Source organism: Photorhabdus aballayi (genome assembly GCF_026153155.1).
GTDB classification, from domain to species: Bacteria; Pseudomonadota; Gammaproteobacteria; order Enterobacterales; family Enterobacteriaceae; genus Photorhabdus; species Photorhabdus luminescens.
This window is the reverse complement of record NZ_JAPFCD010000028.1, coordinates 15,413-38,480: the sequence shown is the minus strand read 5'-3', so window position 1 is coordinate 38,480 and position 23,068 is coordinate 15,413. Positions and strand designations below refer to the sequence as shown.

Annotated in this window: 18 protein-coding genes and 4 tRNA genes; 20 read left to right on the top strand and 2 right to left on the bottom strand. The window is 43.5% G+C overall.

Features of this window, described 5'->3' with window-relative positions:
- Positions 1-184: 184 nt before the first annotated feature.
- A complete protein-coding gene (gene rep / locus OO184_RS14435; protein WP_265379786.1) occupies positions 185-2,212 on the top strand; it encodes a DNA helicase Rep in 2,028 nt (675 codons plus the stop codon).
- Positions 2,213-2,269: 57 nt separating this feature from the next.
- Here the strand turns inward: rep and gppA are convergent, their stop codons facing one another.
- Together gppA and rhlB are read right to left on the bottom strand one after the other, a co-directional pair.
- Positions 2,270-3,766: a guanosine-5'-triphosphate,3'-diphosphate diphosphatase gene (gene gppA / locus OO184_RS14430; protein WP_265379807.1), complete on the bottom strand. Its 1,497-nt coding sequence runs from the start codon at positions 3,764-3,766 to the stop codon at positions 2,270-2,272.
- A gap of 6 nt (positions 3,767-3,772) precedes the next feature.
- Positions 3,773-5,059, bottom strand: a complete 1,287-nt coding sequence (rhlB, locus tag OO184_RS14425) for an ATP-dependent RNA helicase RhlB (protein WP_265379785.1) — start codon at positions 5,057-5,059, stop codon at positions 3,773-3,775.
- A gap of 118 nt (positions 5,060-5,177) precedes the next feature.
- Here rhlB and trxA point away from each other — a divergent pair, with 118 nt between their 5' ends.
- From trxA to OO184_RS14330, 19 genes are all read left to right on the top strand, one after another.
- Positions 5,178-5,504 (top strand): thioredoxin TrxA, encoded by a 327-nt coding sequence (trxA, locus tag OO184_RS14420; protein WP_265379784.1) that lies wholly within the window; start codon positions 5,178-5,180, stop codon positions 5,502-5,504.
- 477 nt (positions 5,505-5,981) lie between these two features.
- A complete protein-coding gene (rho, locus tag OO184_RS14415) occupies positions 5,982-7,241 on the top strand; it encodes a transcription termination factor Rho (protein WP_011148733.1) in 1,260 nt (419 codons plus the stop codon).
- A 297-nt stretch (positions 7,242-7,538) separates the two neighbouring features.
- Positions 7,539-8,624 (top strand): UDP-N-acetylglucosamine--undecaprenyl-phosphate N-acetylglucosaminephosphotransferase, encoded by a 1,086-nt coding sequence (wecA, locus tag OO184_RS14410; protein ID WP_265379783.1) that lies wholly within the window; start codon positions 7,539-7,541, stop codon positions 8,622-8,624.
- Positions 8,625-8,653: 29 nt separating this feature from the next.
- Complete coding sequence (wzzE, locus tag OO184_RS14405) at positions 8,654-9,709, top strand: ECA polysaccharide chain length modulation protein (protein WP_265379782.1); 1,056 nt, start codon at positions 8,654-8,656, stop codon at positions 9,707-9,709.
- A 125-nt stretch (positions 9,710-9,834) separates the two neighbouring features.
- Positions 9,835-10,956, top strand: coding sequence for a non-hydrolyzing UDP-N-acetylglucosamine 2-epimerase (wecB, locus tag OO184_RS14400; protein WP_265379781.1), 1,122 nt, complete (start codon positions 9,835-9,837; stop codon positions 10,954-10,956).
- Positions 10,957-10,960: 4 nt separating this feature from the next.
- Entirely contained in the window at positions 10,961-12,223 is a 1,263-nt protein-coding gene (wecC, locus tag OO184_RS14395) for a UDP-N-acetyl-D-mannosamine dehydrogenase (protein WP_265379780.1), read from the top strand.
- Positions 12,220-13,290 carry a dTDP-glucose 4,6-dehydratase gene (rffG, locus tag OO184_RS14390; protein WP_265379779.1) on the top strand — a complete coding sequence of 357 codons (1,071 nt, stop codon included), beginning with the start codon at positions 12,220-12,222 and terminating at the stop codon, positions 13,288-13,290. Before wecC ends, rffG begins: the two co-directional genes overlap by 4 nt.
- Positions 13,291-13,311: 21 nt before the next feature.
- Positions 13,312-14,193, top strand: a complete 882-nt coding sequence (gene rfbA, locus OO184_RS14385; RefSeq protein ID WP_265379778.1) for a glucose-1-phosphate thymidylyltransferase RfbA — start codon at positions 13,312-13,314, stop codon at positions 14,191-14,193.
- Positions 14,171-14,884 (top strand): dTDP-4-amino-4,6-dideoxy-D-galactose acyltransferase, encoded by a 714-nt coding sequence (gene rffC / locus OO184_RS14380; RefSeq protein WP_265379777.1) that lies wholly within the window; start codon positions 14,171-14,173, stop codon positions 14,882-14,884. The genes rfbA and rffC overlap by 23 nt, the downstream gene beginning before the upstream one ends.
- A 1-nt stretch (position 14,885) precedes the next feature.
- Positions 14,886-16,016: a dTDP-4-amino-4,6-dideoxygalactose transaminase gene (gene rffA, locus OO184_RS14375; RefSeq protein ID WP_265379806.1), complete on the top strand. Its 1,131-nt coding sequence runs from the start codon at positions 14,886-14,888 to the stop codon at positions 16,014-16,016.
- A 1-nt stretch (position 16,017) separates the two neighbouring features.
- The gene (gene wzxE, locus OO184_RS14370) at positions 16,018-17,268 is read left to right on the top strand and encodes a lipid III flippase WzxE (RefSeq protein ID WP_265379776.1); all 1,251 of its coding nucleotides are present in this window, start codon (positions 16,018-16,020) and stop codon (positions 17,266-17,268) included.
- The gene (locus OO184_RS14365) at positions 17,265-18,350 is read left to right on the top strand and encodes a TDP-N-acetylfucosamine:lipid II N-acetylfucosaminyltransferase (RefSeq protein WP_265379775.1); all 1,086 of its coding nucleotides are present in this window, start codon (positions 17,265-17,267) and stop codon (positions 18,348-18,350) included. Before wzxE ends, OO184_RS14365 begins: the two co-directional genes overlap by 4 nt.
- A complete protein-coding gene (gene wzyE, locus OO184_RS14360; protein ID WP_265379774.1) occupies positions 18,347-19,726 on the top strand; it encodes an ECA oligosaccharide polymerase in 1,380 nt (459 codons plus the stop codon). The genes OO184_RS14365 and wzyE overlap by 4 nt, the downstream gene beginning before the upstream one ends.
- Positions 19,717-20,454 (top strand): lipopolysaccharide N-acetylmannosaminouronosyltransferase, encoded by a 738-nt coding sequence (gene wecG / locus OO184_RS14355; RefSeq protein ID WP_265379773.1) that lies wholly within the window; start codon positions 19,717-19,719, stop codon positions 20,452-20,454. Before wzyE ends, wecG begins: the two co-directional genes overlap by 10 nt.
- Before the next feature lie 259 nt (positions 20,455-20,713).
- Positions 20,714-22,090, top strand: a complete 1,377-nt coding sequence (gene thrP / locus OO184_RS14350) for a bifunctional threonine/serine APC transporter ThrP (RefSeq protein WP_265379772.1) — start codon at positions 20,714-20,716, stop codon at positions 22,088-22,090.
- A gap of 157 nt (positions 22,091-22,247) precedes the next feature.
- Positions 22,248-22,324 (top strand) — tRNA-Arg (locus tag OO184_RS14345).
- 75 nt (positions 22,325-22,399) lie between these two features.
- Positions 22,400-22,475: transfer RNA gene (locus tag OO184_RS14340), tRNA-His, on the top strand.
- A gap of 15 nt (positions 22,476-22,490) precedes the next feature.
- A tRNA-Leu gene (locus OO184_RS14335) sits at positions 22,491-22,577 on the top strand.
- 31 nt (positions 22,578-22,608) lie between these two features.
- A tRNA-Pro gene (locus tag OO184_RS14330) sits at positions 22,609-22,685 on the top strand.
- Positions 22,686-23,068 lie beyond the last annotated feature (383 nt).

Here is a 23,068-nt window from a genome sequence, read left to right as displayed (position 1 = left end):
TCCCTCTTTGAATCCAATGAATGTGGTTGTTGAGACCGTTTGCTAAGGCCTTGAGGGATAAGTCACGATTTACCAACTAATTAAGAGTGTTTTTCTTTCATAAAGAAAACGGCGTTTCCTTTCCCCCCTTTCTGCTACAATTCTATCCCCTGAGATACTGTCCTGATATAACTTATTAAACATCATGCGATTAAATCCTAGCCAACAGCAAGCAGTTGAATTTGTTACCGGTCCTTGTCTGGTCTTGGCGGGGGCAGGTTCTGGTAAAACTAGAGTGATCACCAATAAAATTGCTCATCTTATCCGTACTTGTGGCTATCAGCCTCGTCATATCGCCGCTGTGACGTTTACTAATAAAGCTGCGCGGGAAATGAAAGAGCGTGTAGCACAAACTCTAGGGCGCAAAGAGGCTAAGGGACTGATGATTTCTACTTTCCACACGTTGGGATTGGAAATTATTAAGCGCGAGTACAAAGCTTTAGGAATGAAAAGTAATTTCTCGTTGTTTGATGAGCAGGACCAGATGGCTCTGTTGAAAGATTTAACAGCCGATTTACTGGAGGAAGATAAAGATCTATTACAAAAATTAATCTCTGCCATTTCAAACTGGAAAAATGATCTACTTTCTCCACAGCAAGCTCTGGCATTGGCCCGTTCTGCTCAGGAGCATCAGTTTGCTGAATGTTATCGCCGTTATGATTTACATCTGGCGAGCTGTAATGTATTGGATTTTGACGATCTGATTACTAAACCGACTTTGCTGATGCAGCGTGATGAAGAAGTCAGGGAACGTTGGCAAAACCGTATCCGTTATCTGTTGGTAGATGAATATCAGGACACCAATACCAGTCAATATCAACTGGTTAAGTTGTTGGTGGGACAAAGGACTCGTTTTACGGTGGTGGGTGATGATGACCAGTCGATCTATTCATGGCGCGGCGCAAGGCCTCAAAATTTGGTGTTACTGCAAGAAGACTTCCCGAAGCTTAATGTGATCAAATTGGAACAGAACTATCGTTCTTCTGGCTGTATTCTGAAAGCGGCTAATATTTTAATCGCCAATAACCCTCACGTGTTTGAAAAGCGGCTTTTTTCTGAACTGGGGTATGGCGCTCCGTTGCAAGTGATTACCGCTAATAATGAAGAGCATGAGGCGGAAAGGGTTATTGGGGAGCTGATGGCACATCACTTTATCAATAAGACTCAATATAAAGATTACGCCATTCTCTACCGGGGAAATCATCAATCCCGGGTGTTTGAAAAGATGCTGATGCAAAACCGCATTCCTTACCGGATTTCTGGTGGCACTTCTTTCTTTGCCCGCCCTGAAATTAAGGATTTGCTAGCTTATCTACGGGTGCTGACTAATCCTGAAGATGACAGCGCATTCCTAAGAATTGTCAATACACCAAGGCGTGAAATTGGGGCGGCTACTATTCAAAAACTGGGTGAATGGGCGAATCAACGCAATAAAAGTCTCTATCAGGCTAGTTTTGATCTTGGTTTGGAACAAAGTCTAACCGGCCGCGGTTTGACGGCGCTACAGCGTTTTACTCATTGGATGGATGAAATAACTCGTCAGGTTGAACGAGATCCTTTGCTAGCTGTGCGTGATCTACTACATGGTATGGATTATGAAAGTTGGTTGTATGAAACATCTCCGAGTCCAAAAGCGGCTGAGATGCGGATGAAAAATATTAATCAGTTATTCACTTGGATGAGTGAAATGCTGGAAGGTGATGAACTGAACGAAGCAATGACTTTATCTCAGGTGGTCGCGCGTTTCACATTACGGGATATGCTGGAGCGAGACGAGGATGGTGAGGAGTTTGATCAGGTGCAATTGATGACTCTACATGCTTCTAAAGGGTTGGAGTTTCCCTATGTATTTCTGGTCGGCATGGAAGAAGGGCTATTGCCTCATCAGAGCAGTATTGATGAAGAAAATATTGATGAAGAGCGCCGATTGGCTTATGTGGGAATTACCCGCGCTCAACGGGAGTTATTCTTTACTTTATGTAAAGAGCGTCGTCAATATGGCGAGTTAATCCGTCCAGAACCCAGTCGTTTTTTGTATGAGTTGCCGCAGGATGACTTACATTGGCCGCAAGATAAAAAAATCGTGACTGCTGAAGAAAGAATGCAAAAAGGGCAATCGCGTATCGCGGATATCAGATCGCGTTTAGGGCTTGGACAAAAAAATAAGTCGTAAATTATATCGAAAACTCCCTGTATCACAGTGATACAGGGAAAATGGTTTAATTCAGATTTAAGTATTCTGCTCGCCTAAAATAAGCGGCCATTGAGCATGGTTTTGCCACTGAATTTCCTGCTGTAAAGATTCTGCCCGTAGAGGATGCTGCATTAGCCAGCCATGAGGTAACGTTATTGTTAACGTTTCACCACTCACTTTTAAATGTAGAGCAGGGAGTGTGTCATCCCGGCGGCGATTGGCGAAGATGATAGCTAACCGCAACAGACGACATAAACGTTGAGCTTGTATCAGAGGTAAGGCGTTTTGTTGATTAAAGGAAAACAAATCAATGGGGCCACTTTGGTTCTTTAGTAATGTGGCTAAGAGTTTTTTCTGTGCGGGAGTATAGCCGGGGAGAGCGAGATAATTGATAAGATAGGCTGCATGTGATGGAGCTTGGTGGAAATCAATGCTCAGGCCAATTTCATGTATCAGACAGGCACTTTGTAATAATTCATAACATCGGCTATCAAGTTCCCAAGGTTTAGCAATTTGTGGTAGGAAGTGTTCAGCCAATTGTTTAACCCGTTGAGATTGTTCAACGTCTAACTGAAAACGGCGCTGTATATTACGTAGTGTTCTAGTACGAATATCTGGCTCTATTGGTAAATCCAGCATGCCGTAAACAAGACCTTCCCGTAAGGCGCCGCCCGCAAGGATCATACTTTCAATATTTAATGCCTGGAAAATCGCTATCAGGATAGCCAGACCACTTGGGAAAACTAAAGCCCGTTCCAGCGTTAATCCTTCTATTTCCAATTCTTCCAGCTTACCGCACTCAATCGCTTTATGTTTGAGTTCTTGAAGTTTTGGTAAAGTGATCAGCTCATCCATACCCTGAGCAATCATGATTTCTTGCAGAGCTTGAACGGTGCCGGAAGCGCCTACACAAATCTGCCAGCCTTGTTCGATCAGCTTTGGAGCAATGGGTTTCAACGTTTCATGTGCGGCAGTTTCGGCTTTGGCGAAATTTTCTTCCGTCAGACTACGGTCATTAAAGTAGCCTTCAAGCCAGGTAACACAGCCCATACTTAGGCTGGATAACTGAGTGGCTTTTGCTCCATTCCCCGTAACCAGCTCTGTACTTGCACCGCCAATATCGACAACCAAACGTTTTTCAGGGCCGCCGGTTGTATGGGCAACACCTTGATAAATAAGCCGAGCTTCATCTTCGCCACTGATTACCTTAACCGGACAATCAAGGATTTCTGATGCTTTTTTCACAAATTCGTCTGAATTTTCAGCGATACGTAAAGTTGCCGTAGCAACAACGCGGATTTGTGATGGTGGTATATCCTGTAAGCGTTCAGAAAAAATCCTGAGACATTGCCAGCCTCTCTCCATTGCCTGTTGAGATAAGCGGTTGTTTTTATCTAATCCGGCGGCCAGTCTGACTTTACGTTTGATTCGTGCCAGTATCTGCATACTGCCGGATATTTCGCGCACAACCAGCATATGAAAACTGTTTGAACCCAGGTCGATAGCCGCATAGAGCGAAGAAGAACTCAGCATCATTATTCAGCCTGAACGTTTACGGTTATTACGTGGTGTATTATTACGATGCGACAAATTGTTACGGCGCTGATGGTTTCCTGAACGCGAACGGTGGCGGCGTTTAGGAGCCGGTAAATCTTTCAGCAAGGCTTGACTGTTATATTTGCTGACCGGGATAGTGTGCTGAATATAATTTTCAATCGCTGGCAGGTTTAAAACATATTCTTCACAGGCCAGGCTGATCGAGTGGCCGCTTTCACCTGCACGACCTGTACGGCCTATGCGGTGGACATAATCCTCGCAGTCATCGGGTAAGTCATAATTAAAAACATGAGTGACTGAAGGAATGTGCAATCCACGGGCTGCGACATCAGTTGCAACCAGAATATCAATATTGCCGTTGCTGAATTCTTCCAGAATGCGTAACCGTTTTTTTTGTGCTACATCACCGGTTAGTAACCCAACTCGATGTCCGTCAGCAGCCAGATGCGCCCAGATATCTTCACAACGATGTTTTGTATTGGCGAAAATGATGCAGCGATCAGGCCATTCTTCTTCCAATAATGTTTGAAGCAGGCGCATCTTTTCTTCATTAGAAGGATAAAACAGCTCTTCGCGGATACGGTGTCCCGTTTTCTGTAACGGTTCTACCTCGACATACTCGGCATGATTCATTTGTTCAAATGCCAATTCTCGGACTCGGTAAGAGAGTGTGGCAGAAAACAGCAGGTTCATACGTTCGTTTGCTGGTGGCATCCGGCGGAATAGCCAGCGGATATCTTTGATAAAACCGAGATCGTACATGCGATCAGCTTCATCAAGAACCACAACTTGGACCACATTTAGATTAATGTGCCCCTGTTTGGTGTAGTCGATCAGACGTCCGGTAGTGCCGATAACAATGTCAACACCAGATTCCAGTACTTTTAGCTGCTTGTCGTAACCATCGCCGCCGTAGGCAAGACCCATCTTTAAACCTGTTGCCTGCGCCAGAGCCTCTGCATCCGAGTAAATCTGTACAGCAAGTTCACGGGTAGGAGCCATAATCAGCGCTCTTGGCTGATTGGTTTGACGCTCCTCCGCTGCGGGATGAGTCAGTAAATAATGAAAAGCAGACGCTAAAAATGCCAGCGTCTTCCCCGTACCGGTTTGCGCTTGCCCCGCGACATCACGACCTTCGACAGTGAAAGGCAATGTCAGTGCTTGTATCGGTGTACAATTAGAAAAACCCTTATTATCAAGAGCTTCTATAACCTTGGGGTGCAAGGCGAAGTCGGAAAACTTCTTTTCTGTCAAGTGTGTTTTACTCATAGTGTGGTAGAATATCAGTTAACCATTGTCTTACGAAAGTGTATCCGCTGAAATAAAGGCAACCTTATATCAGTAATGTTACACTAGCATGGTAAAAAATTATTCTTTGGAGTAAAAAATGAGCGAAAAAATTATTCATTTGAGTGATGCTAGCTTTGATACTGACGTTCTTAACGCAGCAGGCCCGGTTCTTGTCGATTTTTGGGCTGCCTGGTGTGGACCATGTAAAATGATTGCACCTATTTTAGATGAAATTGCCCCAGAATATTCAGGCAAACTGACTATTGCTAAACTGAACATTGATGAAAACCCGGTAACGGCTCCTAAGTATGGTATCCGTGGTATTCCTACTCTGTTGTTGTTTAAAGATGGTCAGGTTGCTGCTACCAAAGTGGGAGCATTGTCAAAAACTCAATTGAAAGAATTTTTGGATGCTAATCTCTGATTGAAGTGAGCTCACATTAATACCGGGCGTTTAGCGTATATTATTATTTATTTCATTGACCGCTAGACGTCCGTAAAGAAGCGTGATAAGTTAGCGCCACTGCTTGTATCACATACATCATGTTAGAAGTATGTTGCATACTGAATAATCTGTAGTGTCTGATAAGTCTGTTATCTCTGGATAGTCTAAAATATCCAATGGGTTATACGGGAATAATCTGGCGTATAGCTCGTTACGTTGAGATAGTTTTTATAGAAATCAGTAATGTTTCAGCATTATCTCAACAGCGTTTTTGACAGCCTGTCAGTCTTATTTGAGCTCAATCTTAGTACTTCAAATTATTACCTTTTTATATGAATAATGTATTAAAGGTCTGATTTGTTTTTTGTACAAAATAAACAGGCACCGATCGATGACGCTGCCATACTATTCACGTTCATAGTTCGAGATATACCCCGAGTTTAAGAACCCACCATTATGAATCTTACCGAATTAAAGAATACGCCGGTATCTGAACTGATTACACTCGGCGAAAATATGGGGCTGGAAAATCTAGCCCGTATGCGTAAACAAGACATTATCTTCTCTATCCTTAAGCAGCATGCGAAAAGCGGAGAAGATATCTTCGGTGATGGCGTGTTGGAGATATTGCAGGATGGATTTGGATTCCTCCGTTCAGCAGACAGTTCCTACCTTGCCGGCCCCGATGATATCTACGTTTCTCCTAGCCAAATCCGTCGTTTTAACCTCCGCACCGGTGACACAATTTCAGGTAAAATTCGTCCACCTAAAGAAGGTGAGCGCTATTTTGCCCTGTTAAAGGTTAACGAAGTTAATTTTGACAAACCAGAAAATGCTCGCAGTAAAATTCTTTTTGAAAACTTAACACCTCTGCACGCTAATAGTCGTTTGCGTATGGAGCGTGGTAATGGTTCCACCGAGGATCTGACTGCCCGTGTTCTGGATCTGGCTGCACCGATTGGCCGTGGACAACGTGGTCTGATCGTCGCGCCGCCAAAAGCGGGTAAGACGATGTTGCTGCAAAATATTGCTGCTAACATTGCTCACAATCATCCAGATTGTGTATTGATGGTACTTCTGATTGATGAACGTCCAGAGGAAGTCACTGAAATGCAACGTCTGGTAAAAGGTGAGGTTATTGCTTCTACTTTTGATGAGCCAGCTTCTCGTCACGTTCAAGTGGCAGAGATGGTTATTGAGAAAGCAAAACGTCTGGTTGAACACAAAAAAGACGTGATTATTCTGCTTGACTCCATTACTCGCTTAGCACGTGCTTATAACACGGTTGTTCCTGCATCCGGTAAGGTATTGACTGGTGGTGTGGATGCTAACGCGTTACATCGTCCGAAACGTTTCTTCGGCGCTGCGCGTAATGTGGAAGAGGGCGGAAGCCTGACCATTATTGCGACTGCGTTGGTGGATACGGGTTCCAAGATGGATGAAGTGATTTACGAGGAATTTAAAGGCACTGGTAACATGGAGCTGCATCTCTCCCGTAAAATTGCTGAAAAACGTGTCTTCCCAGCTATCGATTACAACCGTTCTGGTACACGAAAAGAAGAGTTACTCACCACCTCTGAAGAGCTACAGAAAATGTGGATTCTGCGCAAAATTATTCACCCGATGGGAGAAATTGATGCGATGGAATTCCTTATCAACAAACTGGCTATGAGCAAAACGAACGACGATTTCTTTGACATGATGAAACGTTCATAGTTTTAACTCAGTTCATGATCATTTTAATCAGCGCCACAGTTTCGTGGCGTTTTTTGTATTCACTGTACTGTTATAGCATATATATGGCATGTATTTTGCATGCTGTATATGTTGCCATATATTTGAAATAAGCATTAAAAAGAATGATGTAAGAGTATAAAGGCCATTAATTTTTTCATAATAAGCAGTGTTTTCGCAAGTTAGGATGCTCGTGAGGGTAGATTCTGGCTAGAAAATCATATGTTTTCGGTTGATAAATGACCAGGGTGTGTTTACTTTTTACAGAGAGTTATCATCGTGAATATTCTTAGCATGAATATTGAAATTTTTTATGTTTTTCTCTTTTCTTTTGCGTTTTTGTTTATGGCACGCAAAATAGCAAAGAAGGTTGGCCTTGTTGATAAGCCCAATTATCGTAAGTGTCATCAGGGGTTAGTGCCTCTGGTTGGAGGAATCTCAATATTTGTTGGAATCTGTTTTGCTTTTGTTATCACAAAAGAATTTATTCCTCACAAGTGGTTATATTTGGTTTGTGCTGGTGTGTTGGTATTTATCGGCGCATTGGATGATCGTTTTGATATCAGCGTTAAGGTCCGGGCAACCATCCAAGCTCTGGTTGGTATGGCGATGATGTATTTTGCCGGCCTGAAATTAGATAGTCTTGGTTATGCTTTTGGCCCCTGGGACATGACACTTGGACCGTTTAGTTATGTTGTGACACTATTTGCTGTCTGGGCTGCTATCAATGCATTCAATATGGTTGATGGGATAGATGGATTATTAGGTGGATTATCCTGTGTCTCCTTCGGTGCTTTGGGGGTCTTACTGTATCAAAGTGGCAATACGGCGCTAGCATTATGGTGTTTTGCATTTATTGCCGCCATTCTCCCTTATATTGTTCTTAATCTTGGTTTATTAAGTCAACGCTTCAAAGTATTTATGGGAGATGCGGGCAGTACGCTGATTGGTTTTACCATTATCTGGTTGCTCATTGAATCTACTCAGGGGAATGAGCATCCGGTTAATCCAGTTACTGCGTTGTGGGTTGTTGCTATTCCATTAATGGATATGGTTGCTATTATGTACCGCCGGTTACGGAAAGGGATGAGTCCATTTTCTCCTGATAGGCAACATATTCACCATCTAGTTATGCGGTCTGGATTCTCATCACGTCAGGCTTTTATTTTAATCACTGTTGCCGCCGCTTTATTAGCCGCTATCGGCATTACTGGAGAATGGCTGGAATTTGTGCCTGAGTGGGTAATGTTGGCACTGTTCTTGCTTGCATTTGTTTTGTATGGCTATTGCCTCAAGCGTGTATGGAAGGTAGCCCGTTTTATCAAACGGCAAAAGCGCCGTATGCGCCGTTCAGCTAACCATTAAACATCTATTATCAGCAGAGGTTCTGTGCAGTGATAAAATCAGAAACGAAGTCTATTCAGGATGAACAAGCTCTGGAGCATGAGCTGGATATCAGAGCTTTGTGCAGTGCGCTATGGCGTGGAAAGATATGGATTGTTGTACTGGCAATAATTTTCGCAATTGGGGCGCTAGGGACATCTTATCTGATGCAACAAAAATGGAGTGCCACAGCAATCACTGATCTGCCTACGATTAATCAATTGGGAAGTTATTACTCTCAGCAGCAGTTTTTGCGCAATCTGGATACTCACATTAACATTTCACCGGAAATGCAGTTACCGTCTATTCCAGAGGAAGCCTATAAGGAGTTCATCACTCAGGTTGCAGCATACGATACTCGCCGTGAATTCTGGTTGAAATCTGATTATTACAAGCAGCATCAGGAGGGCGATGCCAGAGCCGATGCGGCCTTATTAGATGAATTAGTCAATAATATTCAGTTTATTCCTCATGATGATAAAAAAGTACTAAATGACAGCATTAAACTGACTGCGGAGTCTTCTGGACAAGCAAATCAACTCCTGCGCCAATACATTGCTTTTGCCAATAGTCGTGTTAGTACTCATTTAAATGATGAAGTGAAAGGCGCATGGGCTACCCGTGCCCAATCTATGAATGCACTGGTTAAACGCCAGGAAATGGTTGCTAAAGCGGTCTATAACCGTGAAATGAATGTATTACAGCAATCTCTGAAAATTGCGGAAAAACAAGGTATTCGGCGCAATCAAACGGATACGCCGATAGATCAGTTGCCTGATTCAAAAATGTTTATGTTAGGGGTGCCGTTGTTACAGGCTCAACTTGAGACTTTGGAAGCAATAGGGCCTAAGTATGATGTGGACTACGACCAAAATATTGCAATGTTAGCGACATTGAATATTCCCCCGATATCACCGGATCAATTCCAGACTTACCGCTATTTGAGAACACCAGAGGAGCCTGTTGCCAGAGACAGTCCTCGCAGAATGTTCTTGATGATCATGTGGGGTGCCGTGGGTGCGTTAGTGGGGGCCGGCGTGGCATTGGTTAGATGTTCGCGTAAATAATCAGATAATTTTAGGAATAACGGCTTCTAAGGGATCTCTTCTGCAACTCTAGCAGCAGGAGTAAATAGCATTGAGAGTATTGTTTGCAGGAAAATCTGCAAGTTACTGACTATAAGAGAGTCACTGTGAAAGTGTTGACTGTGTTTGGTACTCGGCCGGAGGCCATCAAGATGGCTCCGCTAGTACACGCATTGGCAAGGGATGAAGCCTTCGAAGCGAAAGTATGTGTCACTGCCCAACATCGGGAAATGTTGGATCAGGTGTTACACCTTTTTGAGATCACTCCCGATTTTGATCTCAATATTATGAAATCAGGGCAAGATCTAACGGATATTACCTGTCGTATTTTGGCAGGATTAAAGCCCGTTTTAGCAGAATTTAAGCCTGATGTTGTATTGGTTCATGGAGATACTACCACAACGATGGCAACCAGTTTGGCTGCGTTCTACCAACGTATCCCTGTTGGTCACATTGAAGCTGGATTAAGAACGGGAGATCTTTATTCTCCTTGGCCGGAAGAGGCAAACCGTAAGATTGCTGGGCATCTGGCAATGTATCATTTTGCTCCGACAGAAAACTCCCACAATAATTTATTGAAAGAATCTATTGCAGATAATCGGGTTTTTGTTACCGGAAATACAGTGATTGATGCGTTGCTGTGGGTACGTGATCGAATAATGAATGATGAGGCTATGCGGAGTAAGCTAGCGAAGCGCTACCCATTCATTGATACTAATAAAAAAATGATTCTGGTGACGGGGCATCGTCGTGAAAGTTTTGGCGGCGGATTTGAACGAATTTGTGAAGCTTTGGCACAGATAGCCCGTACTCATCCAGATGTGCAAGTAGTCTATCCGGTTCACTTAAACCCGAATGTCAGTGAGCCAGTAAAGCGTATTTTGCATAATATTGATAACGTTATTCTCATTGAACCCCAGGATTATTTGCCATTTGTTTATCTAATGAACCATGCCTATATGATCCTGACCGATTCCGGCGGCATTCAAGAAGAAGCTCCTTCTTTAGGAAAACCGGTATTGGTAATGCGTAATACGACTGAACGGCCAGAGGCGGTTGATGCTGGAACGGTGCGTCTGGTAGGGACAGAAACGAAAACTATCGTGGAAGAGGTGACTCGATTGTTGACAGACGATGCTGCCTATCAGCAAATGAGCCGCGCTCATAATCCTTACGGGGATGGCGATGCTTGTCAACGTATTCTCGACGCTTTGAAAAAAATCAGGTGACACTATGAGCTTTGAAACTATTTCTGTTATTGGTCTTGGTTATATTGGTTTGCCAACGGCGGCGGCGTTTGCATCCCGTAATAAGAAAGTCATTGGTGTGGATGTTAATCATTGTGCAGTAGAAACCATCAACCGTGGTGCAATTCATATTGTAGAACCAGATCTAGACAAAGTGGTGAAAGTTGCCGTAGAAGGCGGTTACCTGAAAGCGGTGATTGCTCCGTTACCTGCGGATGCTTTTTTGATAGCTGTTCCGACTCCTTTTAAAGGCGATCATGAGCCGGATATGACATACGTCCGTTCCGCAGCCGAATCTGTGGCGCCGGTGTTGAAAAAAGGTGATCTGGTTATTCTGGAATCTACCTCACCAGTAGGTGCGACGGAGCAGATGGCAGAATGGTTAGCAGCAGCCCGTCCTGATTTAACTTTCCCACAACAGGTTGGAGAGGAGTCCGATATTGATATCGCTTACTGCCCTGAACGAGTATTACCAGGGCAAGTTATGGTTGAATTAATTAAGAATGACCGCGTTGTTGGCGGTATGACATTAAAATCTTCAGCCAGAGCGAGTGAGCTGTATAAAATTTTCCTTGAAGGTGAATGTGTTGTCACTAATTCAAGAACAGCAGAAATGTGTAAGCTGACAGAAAACAGTTTCCGAGATGTAAACATTGCATTCGCCAACGAACTTTCTCTGATTTGTGCTGATCAAGGTATTAATGTGTGGGAACTGATCAGTTTGGCAAATCGTCATCCACGCGTAAATATTCTCCAGCCGGGTCCTGGTGTGGGTGGTCATTGTATTGCTGTTGATCCGTGGTTCATTGTTTCTCAAAACCCGAAACAATCACGTCTTATTCATACAGCACGTAGGGTTAATGATGACAAACCATTGTGGGTTGTGGATAAAGTAAAAGCGGCTGTTGCGGATTGTTTGGCTGAAAGTGGAAAACGTGCAAGCGAAGTGAAAATTGCCTGTTTTGGTCTGGCATTTAAACCCAATATTGACGATTTGCGTGAGAGCCCAGCGGCACATATCACCGGTATGATTGCGCAATGGCATGCAGGTGAAACGCTGGCTGTAGAACCTCATGTTGATAAATTACCTGCTTCCTTGAAGGAAATAACTCGATTAGTTAATTTGGAAAAGGCGCTGGAAGAAGCAGATATCCTGTTGATGCTGGTGGATCATCATCAGTTTAAAGCTGTAAACAGTCATGAAATTAAACAGAAGTGGATTGTTGATACAAAAGGAGTCTGGCGTTGAGACGTATTCTAATCACAGGTGGTGCAGGTTTTATTGGTTCCGCGGTTGTGCGGCATATCATTGATAATACAGAAGACAGCGTGGTTGTGGTTGATAGCCTGACTTATGCCGGTAATCTGGCGTCTCTTACTCCGGTGGCGGATAGCCCTCGTTATGCGTTTGAACAGGTTGATATCTGTCAACGTGGAGCGCTGGATCGAGTCTTTGAACAATATCAGCCGGATTGTGTGATGCATTTGGCGGCAGAAAGCCATGTAGATCGCTCTATTGATGGCCCTGCGGCATTTATCGAAACCAACATTGTGGGGACTTATACTTTGTTGGAAGCTGCGCGTGCTTTCTGGCAGAAACTCAGTGAAGAGAAACAGGCTGTTTTCCGTTTTCACCATATTTCAACAGATGAAGTGTATGGTGATTTACATGATGAAGAGGGTTTCTTTACCGAAACAACACCTTATGCGCCAAGTAGTCCATATTCGGCGTCCAAAGCATCCAGCGATCATTTGGTAAGAGCGTGGCACCGGACTTATGGTTTACCGGTCATTATCACCAATTGTTCAAATAACTATGGTCCTTACCATTTCCCGGAAAAACTGATCCCACTGATGATCTTAAATGCATTAGCAGGAAAATCTTTACCGGTATATGGTGAAGGGAAACAAATTCGCGATTGGTTGTATGTGGAAGACCATGCCAGAGCACTCTATTTGGTTGTGACAAAAGCTGAACCGGGCAAAACCTACAATATTGGTGGTCATAATGAACGCAAAAATATTGATGTGGTTTGTGCGATTTGTGAATTGCTGGAAGAATTTTGTCCTGAGAAACCAGCGGGAATTGCTTATTATCGAGATTTGATTACTTATGTTGCGGATCGCCCAGGCCATGATATGCGCTATGCCATTGATGCGGCTAAAGTTGAGCATGAGTTAGGCTGGAGACCACAAGAGACATTTGAATCAGGTATTCGTAAAACAGTTCAGTGGTATTTGGAAAATGAAAACTGGTGGCGTAAAGTTCAAGACGGCTCTTATGCCGGTGAGCGCCTTGGATTAGGTAAAAACTGAGTGACGATGGGGGCAGTAAAGATGAAAGGGATCATTCTGGCAGGTGGATCAGGAACCCGGTTGCATCCGATAACACAGGGTGTTTCCAAACAATTACTGCCAATTTATGATAAGCCAATGATTTACTATCCTTTGTCAGTACTGATGCTAGCAGGGATACGTGATATTCTGATTATCTCTACACCAGAAGATTTACCTTCTTTCCGTCGGTTGTTGGGGGACGGTAGTCGATTTGGTATTCACTTAAGTTATAAAGAACAGCCATCACCGGATGGTTTAGCTCAGGCATTTTTGATTGGTGAGGAGTTCATCAACGGCGGGCCTTGCTGTTTGGTATTGGGAGACAATATTTACTTTGGACAAGGGTTCAGTCCGAAACTGAGGAATGTGGTTTCCCGTGGAAAAGGGGCAACTGTTTTTGGTTATCAAGTGATGGATCCTGAGCGATTTGGGGTGGTGGAATTTGATGATGCGTTCCGCGTTCTTTCTATTGAGGAAAAACCAGAAAAGCCAAAATCCAACTGGGCGGTAACGGGTCTCTATTTCTATGATAATCAAGTAGTAGATTTTGCTAAGCAGGTCAAGCCTTCTGCCAGAGGTGAACTAGAGATTACCAGTATTAACCAGATGTATTTGGAATGTGGCGAACTAAATATTGAGTTGTTAGGGCGTGGTTTTGCCTGGTTGGATACTGGCACTCATGACAGCTTGATTGAGGCTAGCACTTTTGTGCAGACCGTTGAGAAACGTCAAGGCTTTAAGATTGCCTGTCTTGAAGAGATCGCTTGGCGTAATGGTTGGCTGGATGATGTACAGTTAAGAGAAACAGTAAAATCCTTGTCAAAAACTGGCTATGGCCAATATCTGCTGGATCTGCTACATGTCCGTGCGCGCCAATATTGAACTATTAGAGTGGGATAGCCACTATTTTGGGCTGTTCACCGCTCGCCTTGATTTCACATCTGATGCCAGTCTGCTAACTTCATCTCAGTTAGATCAGTATGCTTTAGTGCAAGCTAAAGTACCTACGCAGCGATTAGATCTTATTGATGGATTATCCGTATTGGGCTTTTCGCTAGTGGAAGGAGAAGTAGACCTTTCCTTAATGATTGGCATAGAAAATGCTAACAATGACAACTCTGAGAGTAAGCTGCTTTCGGCTGAGCGGCGAGATATCCCGATGTTGAAGCAGGTAGCTTCCAACGTATTTCCTTTGAGTCGTTTCCGAACCCCGTGGTATCAACCGCAGGATAGTGGTCGTTTCTACGCTACTTGGGTTGAGAAAGCGGTATTGGGGACATTTGATCATCAGTGTTTACTGGTAAATGGAGATAATGGGCAACCCGCAGGATTTGTTACCTTACGGGATATAGGAGCAGGAGAGGCTCGTATAGGTTTGCTAGCCGTATTCCCAGGAAATATTGGCTGTGGGATTGGCTCAAAATTAATGTTGGCGGCGCAGCAGTGGTGTCAGCACCACCAAATACATCAGTTAAGAATTGCGACACAAACCAGCAACATTGCTGCTTTGCGCCTTTATACACGCAGTGGTGCGTTTGTTGAAAGCACCGCGTATTGGTTATATAGGGGATGAAATGATTCCATTTAACAGACCGCCAGTCGTTGGCACTGAATTAGGTTACATGAAGCAAGCAATGGAGAGCGGTAAGCTTTGCGGGGATGGTGGTTTCACCAAACGTTGTGAAGAGTGGATGGAACAACATTTCAATTGCCCGAAAGTTCTATTGACACCATCCTGTACAGCTTCACTGGAAATGGCAGCTATTTTGCTGAATATTCAACCCGGTGATGAAGTTATTATGCCGAGTTTCACTTTCGTTTCCAGTTCTAACGCGTTTGTACTGCGTGGAGCAACCATTGTATTCGTGGATATCCGTCCGGATACCATGAATATTGATGAAACCAAAATCGAAGCAGCAATTACAGCGAAAACCCGCGTGATTGTTCCAGTGCATTACGCTGGCGTGGCCTGTGAAATGGATACCATTATGGCTCTGGCCGAGAAATATAACCTGTTTGTCGTGGAAGATGCTGCACAGGGGGTAATGTCTACTTATAAAGGGCGTGCACTGGGAACTATCGGACATATTGGTTGCTACAGTTTCCACGAAACCAAAAACTACTCCTCTGGCGGTGAAGGTGGCGCAGCGCTTATTAATGATCAATCATTGATTTCCCGGGCGGAAATTGTTCGCGAAAAAGGGACTAATCGTAGCCAGTTTTTCCGTGGTCAAGTTGATAAATATACTTGGCGCGATATCGGTTCGAGTTATCTGATGTCGGAGCTTCAGGCTGCTTATTTGTGGGCGCAATTGGAAGAAGCTGAAAAAATCAATGAGCGTCGCCTTGCCTTGTGGAATACCTATTATCAAGCATTAAAACCGCTGGCTGATGCTGGCTTCCTGACGTTGCCTGTCATACCGGAAGGGTTGGAGCATAATGCTCATATGTTCTATATCAAGCTGAAAGATGTTGGAGAACGCTCAGCATTCAATAGCTATATGAAGGACGCGGGTGTATTAGCGGTATTCCATTATGTTTCTCTGCACACCAGCCCCGGTGGTGAAAAATTTGGCCGTTTTCACGGAGAAGACCGTTTTACTACCTGTGAAAGTGATCGTCTAGTGCGCTTGCCGATGTTTTACAACATAACAGACGCTGAACAACAGATCGTCATTAAACACATTCGAGAATACTTTGCCTGATATGTCGTTGGCTAAAGCATCAATATGGACTGCGGGCTCCACACTGATAAAAATCGGTTTGGGGCTTTTAATCGTTAAATTACTAGCAGTTGCTTTTGGTCCCAGTGGGGTTGGGCAGGCGGGTAATTTCCGTCAGCTTATCACCGTACTTGGGGTGTTGGCTGGTGCCGGTATTTTTAATGGTGTGACTAAATATGTTGCTGAATATCAGCAGCAGCCGGAAAGATTGCGTGCGGTACTGGGAACATCTTCTGCCATTATCCTGGGGTTTTCCACGCTGTTGGCAGTAATTTTTTTGCTGTTTAGCGGGTATATCAGTATTGGGTTATTTGGTCATCAAGATTATGAGCCTGTTGTGCAGGCACTTGCCTTTATTCAAATGGGGATTGCTTTTGCCAACTATTTTTTGGCTATTTTGAAAGGATACCGAGATGCGCAGAGGAATGCGCTGGCGATTATTTTTGGTAGCGTGATTGGTGTGATGGCCTATTATCTCTGCTTTATCCTTGGTGGGTATGAAGGTGCTTTGGCGGGTTTGGCTTTAGTGCCAGCGTTAATCATATTTCCCGCGGGATTGATGGTTTGGCGTCTCAAAGCGGTATCGATTTCAAGTTTTAAGCCCATGTGGGATAAGGTACTGGCTGGTCAGCTTGGCAAATTTACCCTTATGGCGCTGCTGACTTCTATTACCTTACCGGTTGCCTACATTATGATGCGAAATCTGCTGGCAGCGCATTATAGTTGGCATGATGTGGGTATTTGGCAAGGTGTAAGCAGTATTTCCGATGCTTACCTGCAATTTATCACAGCATCTTTTACTGTTTATCTGTTGCCAACGCTTTCACGGTTGCAGGGTAAGAGCGAAATATCGAATGAGATAATTAAGGCGTTGAAATTTGTTTTGCCTGCTGTGGTCGTTGCAAGTTTTACTGTATGGCTGCTGCGTGATTTTGCCATTTGGTTACTGTTTTCTGACAAATTTACTGCTATGCGTGATTTATTTGCCTGGCAGTTGATGGGTGATGTTCTAAAAGTGGGCGCTTATGTTTTTGGCTATCTGGTGATTGCCAAGGCTGCGTTGCGTTTTTATGTGTTGACAGAAGTGAGTCAGTTTTTATTGCTTACTGGTTTTGCCCACTGGCTTATTCCTGTAAACGGAGCGTTAGGTGCAGCGCAAGCCTATATGGCAACTTACATTATTTATTTCACCCTTTGTTGTGGTGCATTTCTTATTTATCGTAGGCGAGCATGACAACCCTCATTCACGTTTTGGGATCTGATATCCCACATCACAATCGAACAATATTGCGCTTTTTTAATGACGTCTTAGTACAAGAAATGGGTTTTTTAGCCAAACCGAAGTTTATGGTGGTGACCAAAAATCGCGCTTTATTGGATGATTGCCCGGCATTGGATATGGCGTTTTTCGATAGTAAAAAATCTCTGGCGCAGGCGGTTATTGCTCAAGCGCGTTCAGATAGAAATTGTCGGTTTTTTTTTCACGGCCAATTTAATATGAGTTTATGGCTGGCGCTGTTGTTAGGAAAAATCAAACGTAATCAGTTTTGGTGGCATGCCTGGGGAGCTGATCTGTATGAAGACTCTAATCAGTTAAAATTCCGTCTATTCTATTTCTTGCGTCGTCTGGCGCAGCGTCGGGTAGGGCATGTGTTTGCGGTTCGTGGAGATCTCTATTTTTATTCTCAACATCATCCGGACGTACCAACATCATTGCTCTATTTTCCAACTAGAATGGAACCTGCTTTGACAATTGCAGAAAGAGTACCAGTTAAAGATGACAAAATGACAATTTTGTTGGGGAATTCTGGTGATCGATCTAACCGCCATATTACGGCATTGAAAACGATTCATAAGCAGTTTGGCAATAAGGTGCGAATCATTATCCCAATGGGTTATCCTGAAAACAATCAGGCTTATATTAATCAGGTCGAACAGGCTGCTTTATCGCTGTTCCAGCCAGAAAATTTGAACATTATTAAGCAAAATATGGCGTTTGATGATTATCTGGCATTACTGCGCCGTTGTGATTTAGGATATTTTATGTTTAATCGCCAGCAGGGGATTGGAACAATTTGTCTGTTGATACAATTTGGTGTGCCATTTGTACTTAGTCGTCAGAATCTTTTTTGGCAGGATTTGACAGAACAACAAGTGCCGGTATTTTTCTCTGGCGATCCTTTAGATAGCCAACTAATTGCGGAAGCACAACGGCAGATGCTCTCCTTGGATAGAAACGCGATAGCTTTCTTTAGCCCGAACTTTATTGATGGCTGGCGGCAAGCACTGGCGAAAGCAGCGGGAGAGCAGCAATGACTTTAACGCAGTTTGGCGGATTGTTTGTTGTTTACTTGATATCACTGGTTTTCATCCTGACGTTGACCTATCAGGAATTCCGGCGTGTACGTTTTAATTTTAATATATTCTTCTCATTGCTTTATTTGCTGACATTTTATTTTGGTTTCCCACTGACATGTTTGCTGGTTTTTCAGTTTGATGTTGAAGTGGTGCCTGTAGACGCTTTACTACATGCTCTACTGGCTTCGACCTGCTTTTATGGTATTTATTACGTCAGTTATAAAACACGACTAAGAAAGCCATCTATGCAGCCTAAAGCACCGGTATTTACCATGAATCGGGTAGAAACTAACTTTACATGGTTACTACTGGCATCAGTTGCGATGGTGACAGTGGGGCTGTTCTTTATGCAAAACGGTTTTCTACTGTTTAAGTTACAGTCGTACAGTCAGATTTTTTCCAGTCAGGTTTCTGGTGTTGCATTAAAACGATTTTTTTACTTCTTTATTCCTGCCATGTTGGTGGTTTATTTCTTGAAGCCGACACAGTTACGCTGGCTGTTTTTTCTGATGAGCACAGTGGCTTTTGGGATACTGACTTATGTCATTGTTGGTGGAACACGGGCTAATATTATCATTGCATTTGCGTTGTTTCTGTTTATTGGCATTGTGCGTGGCTGGATAACCTTGTGGATGTTGGCAACGGCTGGCGCAATAGGGATTGTCGGCATGTTTTGGTTGGCGCTCAAACGCTATAGTTTGGATGTCAGTGGTGCAGAAGCGTTTTATACTTTTCTCTACCTTACAAGGGATACTTTCTCCCCGTGGGAAAATCTTGCGTTACTGCTGAATAACTACGACAAAATTGATTTTCAGGGGTTGGCGCCTATTATCCGTGATTTCTATGTCTTTATTCCAAGCTGGCTTTGGCCGGGACGCCCTGATGCTGTGTTGAATTCTGCGAATTATTTTACCTGGGAAGTACTGGATAACCACTCTGGTCTGGCAATTTCTCCAACTCTGATAGGCTCATTGGTTGTGATGGGGGGCGTGCTGTTTATCCCGATTGGTGCGATTGTAGTTGGATTGATAATTAAGTGGTTTGACTGGATTTATGAATTAGGGAAGCAGGAGACTAATCGTTATAAGGCCGCGATCTTGCAGGCATTTTGCTTTGGAGCGATTTTCAACATGATTGTGTTAGCTCGCGAAGGGGTGGATTCATTTGTTTCCCGGGTGGTGTTTTTCTGTATTATTTTTGGCTTATGTCTGGTAATTGCTAAGTTGTTGTACTGGTTATTTGAGAGTGCAGGGCTGATTAAGAAGTATCTGATTAGCAACTTGGTTGTATCACAAAAACGTTCGCTGCAATGTAAGGAAAGAAAATGGAGCTAAACAATATTCCTAAATACAGTATTCGTGGTCTGAATATTTGGGGCTTCCGCGATATGGCGCATTTTCTTGACCATATTTTTCAACGTGGACAGGTAAAAACAGGTACTCTGGTTGCGATTAATGCGGAAAAAGTTCTGACGGCAGAGGAAAACCAAGATTTAAGTACACTGCTGAGTGATGCAGAATATCTGTATGCTGATGGCATCAGCATTGTACGTGCTATTCGCCGTAAATACCCTGACGCTGAAGTTTCTCGTGTAGCGGGCGCTGATTTATGGGAAGCCATCATGGAGCGTGCTGGCAAAGAAGGCACACCGGTTTTTCTGGTTGGCGGTAAGCCAGAGATATTACAACAGACGGAAAACAAATTACGGACTCAGTGGAGCGTCAATATTGTTGGCAATCAGAACGGTTATTTCACACCAGAAGAACGTAATGCTGTTTTTGAACGGATTCATGCTAGTGGTGCGGCGATTGTGACAGTTGCAATGGGATCGCCGAAACAAGAAGTTTTTATGCGTGACTGTCGAAAAATTCATTCGGATGCGTTGTATATGGGGGTTGGCGGTACTTATGACGTATTTACCGGCCATGTAAAACGTGCGCCAAAAGCATGGCAGAATTTGGGGCTTGAATGGCTTTATCGCCTGTTATCACAACCAAGTCGTATTCGTCGCCAGTTCAACTTATTGAAATTTCTTGGATATTATTACGGCGGCCGTCTGTAAACCCGCATCTTGCCTGTCGTGTGAATTTTCGACAGGCGATACTTTTGTCAGTCGATACAATGAATTTATTCCACAATATTTACCTAACAGTTTGATCCTGCCGGATTTTCACTATTTATAGTTAATTATTGGATAATTTTTTATTCCACTCAGTGGAAAAACATGTTTTGATCCCTGACCTTTTTATGGCTGATCAACATCAGTCTTGTATGTTTTTAGTATTACACATTACAACAATATAACAATGGACAGGGAATTTATGGCAGATCAACAACATAGCTTGCAACGGGGGTTAGAAGCCCGTCATATAGAGCTGATAGCATTAGGCGGCACAATTGGTGTCGGCCTGTTTATGGGTTCGGCCAGCACACTGAAATGGGCTGGCCCTTCCGTTTTGCTAGCTTACATTATTGCCGGAATTTTTGTTTTCTTCATCATGCGATCGATGGGGGAAATGCTATTTCTTGAACCTGTCACGGGTTCTTTTGCCTCTTTTGGTCATAAATATCTCAGCCCATATTGGGGATGCCTCACCGCTTGGGGTTATTGGTTTATGTGGGTGGCGGTAGGAATATCAGAAATAACAGCTATCGGCGTTTATGCTGAGTTTTGGTTCCCTGAACTTCCTCAATGGGTATCAGCATTGATTGCGGTGGCATTGGTTGCGGTGGCGAACCTTGCGGCGGTACGTCTTTATGGTGAGCTGGAATTTTGGTTTGCCATGATTAAGGTAACCACAATTATCGTCATGATCTTGATTGGACTCGGATTGATATTTTTCGGTATTGGTAATCAATGGCAGCCTATTGGGTTGGGTAATCTAACTGCTCATGGCGGCTTCTTTGCGGGTAATTGGCAAGGATTCTTGTTTGCGCTCTGTATTGTGGTTGCATCTTATCAAGGGGTGGAATTGGTTGGTATTACTGCGGGGGAAGCGAAGAACCCTCAAGTGACATTGAAAAAAGCGATTAACAATATTCTCTGGCGTATCCTGATTTTCTACGTGGGCGCGATCTTTATTGTAGTTACATTATTTCCGTGGACAGAAGTGGGTTCACAGGGCAGCCCGTTTGTCATGACATTTACCAAAGTGGGGATCACCTCAGCGGCAGCCGTGATTAATTTTGTTGTATTGACGGCTGCACTTTCCGGCTGTAACAGCGGTATGTACAGTGGTGGGCGGATGCTTTATGCGTTGGCGAAAAACAATCAGTTACCTTCATCCCTGACTAAATTGTCAAAGAATGGGGTACCGGTAATTTGTATTGCTATTACAATCCTGTGCCTGACGGTGGGCTCTAGCTTGAATTACTTGATCCCAAATCCGCAGGCGGTTTTTGTTTATGTTTACAGTGCCAGTGTATTGCCAGGAATGGTACCGTGGTTTGTTATTCTGGTGAGCCAATTGCGTTTTCGTCAGTATCATCAACAAGCACTGAAACAACATGGTTTTAAATCTATCCTGTTCCCCTATGTAAATTATCTGACATTGGCATTTTTATGTTGTGTGTTGATAGGTATGGCAATTAACCCAGATACTCGTTTCTCATTGCTGGTAGGTGGGGGATTTTTGTTGATAGTGTCGCTGATTTATTGGTTGGTGAAGCTTTTGAACGGTAAAAAACTCAAAGCTTGATCGACTAATTTACTATCAGGGTGGTAATGAGTAGGGAAATTAAGGGCTGGCTTTATCTACGAAATGAACAAGGTGTAATCAAACGCATCATTTCTTTAAAAAAGCACTGGACAGTAGATCATTAAATCCGTACTATCCCCATCCGCAACGGCGTTAAGCGCCCGTAGCTCAGCTGGATAGAGCGCTGCCCTCCGGAGGCAGAGGTCTCAGGTTCGAATCCTGTCGGGCGCGCCATTATTTGCGTGCAAGAGCTGCGGTGATGTATTACGCTGTTGGTAGTTAAGTGTTTAGCAGTAAATAGCTGTTATGGTGGCTATAGCTCAGTTGGTAGAGCCCTGGATTGTGATTCCAGTTGTCGTGGGTTCGAGTCCCATTAGCCACCCCATCTTTTTTATGACACGCGAGGGTGGCGGAATTGGTAGACGCGCTAGCTTCAGGTGTTAGTGTCCTTACGGACGTGGGGGTTCAAGTCCCCCCTTTCGCACCATAAAAAAGAGAAAAGAAAGAATAGAAAATTTCGGCGAGTAGCGCAGCTTGGTAGCGCAACTGGTTTGGGACCAGTGGGTCGGAGGTTCGAATCCTCTCTCGCCGACCAAATTCTAAAAGAACCCTGCAATGCAGGGTTTTTTGCGTTTTATCCCTTTTTGTTCCCCCTGACTTTTTATTTCCTTTCCTATCCATATACCTTCAAGTTGTGTTCTGTTGATTCAAATTTAGGGGATTGTTTTTTTAAAATAACTATTTGTTTTATATGTAAATTTCTTATTTTTTGTATTTTGACGACAATTGATATATTAGCTGTCTCAAATAAGAGACTTATAACAAATTGAATTTTAATGAAAATAATAAATACCTTATGTTTTGTCTCAAATAAGAGACAATGTATAAAATGGATTTTGTGATGATTCGATTTCTTGTTGTAATAAATAGAGAAATAGCTGATGAAGCGAGGCAGCGTTCATTTGAATAAAAGTTGGC

Excerpts from the sequence above, each read along its gene's own strand:
- rep (WP_265379786.1), top strand. The coding sequence starts at position 185 with ATGCGATTAAATCCTAGCCAACAGCAAGCAGTTGAATTTGTTACCGGT.
- wecC (WP_265379780.1), top strand. The coding sequence starts at position 10,961 with ATGAGCTTTGAAACTATTTCTGTTATTGGTCTTGGTTATATTGGTTTG.
- OO184_RS14365 (WP_265379775.1), top strand. The coding sequence starts at position 17,265 with ATGACAACCCTCATTCACGTTTTGGGATCTGATATCCCACATCACAAT.
- rffC (WP_265379777.1), top strand. The coding sequence starts at position 14,171 with ATGTCCGTGCGCGCCAATATTGAACTATTAGAGTGGGATAGCCACTAT.
- wecG (WP_265379773.1), top strand. The coding sequence starts at position 19,717 with ATGGAGCTAAACAATATTCCTAAATACAGTATTCGTGGTCTGAATATT.
- rfbA (WP_265379778.1), top strand. The coding sequence starts at position 13,312 with ATGAAAGGGATCATTCTGGCAGGTGGATCAGGAACCCGGTTGCATCCG.
- gppA (WP_265379807.1), bottom strand. The coding sequence starts at position 3,766 with ATGCTGAGTTCTTCTTCGCTCTATGCGGCTATCGACCTGGGTTCAAAC.
- thrP (WP_265379772.1), top strand. The coding sequence starts at position 20,714 with ATGGCAGATCAACAACATAGCTTGCAACGGGGGTTAGAAGCCCGTCAT.
- rhlB (WP_265379785.1), bottom strand. The coding sequence starts at position 5,059 with ATGAGTAAAACACACTTGACAGAAAAGAAGTTTTCCGACTTCGCCTTG.
- wzyE (WP_265379774.1), top strand. The coding sequence starts at position 18,347 with ATGACTTTAACGCAGTTTGGCGGATTGTTTGTTGTTTACTTGATATCA.
- trxA (WP_265379784.1), top strand. The coding sequence starts at position 5,178 with ATGAGCGAAAAAATTATTCATTTGAGTGATGCTAGCTTTGATACTGAC.
- wzxE (WP_265379776.1), top strand. The coding sequence starts at position 16,018 with ATGTCGTTGGCTAAAGCATCAATATGGACTGCGGGCTCCACACTGATA.
- rho (WP_011148733.1), top strand. The coding sequence starts at position 5,982 with ATGAATCTTACCGAATTAAAGAATACGCCGGTATCTGAACTGATTACA.
- rffA (WP_265379806.1), top strand. The coding sequence starts at position 14,886 with ATGATTCCATTTAACAGACCGCCAGTCGTTGGCACTGAATTAGGTTAC.